This window comes from Streptomyces colwelliae (assembly GCF_048158785.1).
Classification (GTDB): Bacteria; Actinomycetota; Actinomycetes; order Streptomycetales; family Streptomycetaceae; genus Streptomyces.
The window spans coordinates 1-1,156 of record NZ_JBLTJC010000817.1 but is presented as its reverse complement, the minus strand read 5'-3'; the positions used below and the strand labels follow the sequence as shown (position 1 = coordinate 1,156).

Annotated in this window: 1 protein-coding gene; it reads left to right on the top strand. The window is 68.8% G+C overall.

Annotated features, from left to right (window positions below; all coding sequences use genetic code 11):
- Nucleotides 1-80: 80 nt before the first annotated feature.
- Nucleotides 81-1,156, top strand: a 1,076-nt coding sequence (locus ACNFOC_RS54580) for a M1 family aminopeptidase (protein WP_416966340.1), incomplete at its 3' end; no start/stop codon positions are given.

Genomic DNA, 1,156 nt, shown 5'->3' with positions numbered 1-1,156 from the left:
CCCGCCGCCACACCCACGCCCGACCGGACATAAGCCGCGTACGGAACCACCTCTGTGCCACGCCGGTGCCATCAGGCAGCATGTCCTGCATGTCCGTACTGACGCGCGACGAAGCGCAGACCCGTGCCAGGCTCCTCGACGTCCACCGCTACACGATCGAACTCGATCTGACGACGGGCGACGACACCTTCGACTCCCGCACCGTCATCGCGTTCACCGCTCGTGCCGACGCGGACACCTTCGTCGAACTCAAGCCCGCCGAGCTGCGCTCCGTCACCCTCGACGGCAGCCCCCTCGACCCCGAGCACCTCGTCGAGAACCGGCTCCCGCTGCCCGGCCTCACCGCCGGCGAGCACGAACTGCGCGTCGACGCGAGCATGCGCTACTCCCGCACCGGCGAGGGCATGCACCGCTTCACCGACCCCACCGACGGCGAGACCTACCTCTACACCCAGCTCTTCATGGAGGACGTCCAGCGCGTCTTCGCCGCCTTCGACCAGCCCGACCTCAAGTCCGTCTTCGACCTGACCGTCACGGCCCCCGAAGGCTGGACCGTCCTCGCCAACGGCATCACCGAACACCTCGGCGAAGGCCGCTGGCAGGCCGCCCCCACCCCTCTCATCTCGACCTACCTCGTCGCCGTCGCCGCCGGCCCCTGGCACTCGGTGCGCACCGAACACCGCGGCCTGCCCTTCGGCATCCACTGCCGCCGCTCCCTGGCCCCCCACCTCGACGCGGACGCCGACGAGATCCTCGACATCACCCGCCAGTGCTACGACCGCTACCACGAGAAGTTCGAGGAGCCCTACCCCTTCGACTCCTACGACCAGGCCTTCGTCCCCGAGTTCAACGCGGGCGCCATGGAGAACCCCGGCCTCGTCACCTTCCGCGACGAGTTCATCTACCGCTCCGCCGTCACCGACACCGAGCGGCAGACCCGCGGCATGGTCATCGCCCACGAGATGGCCCACATGTGGTTCGGCGACCTCGTCACCCTCCAGTGGTGGGACGACATCTGGCTGAACGAGTCCTTCGCCGAGTACATGGGCTACCAGACCCTCACCGAGGCCACCCGCTTCACCGACACCTGGACCGACTTCGGAGTCGTCCGCAAGGCCTGGGGCTACGACGCCGACCAGCGCCCCTCCACCCACCC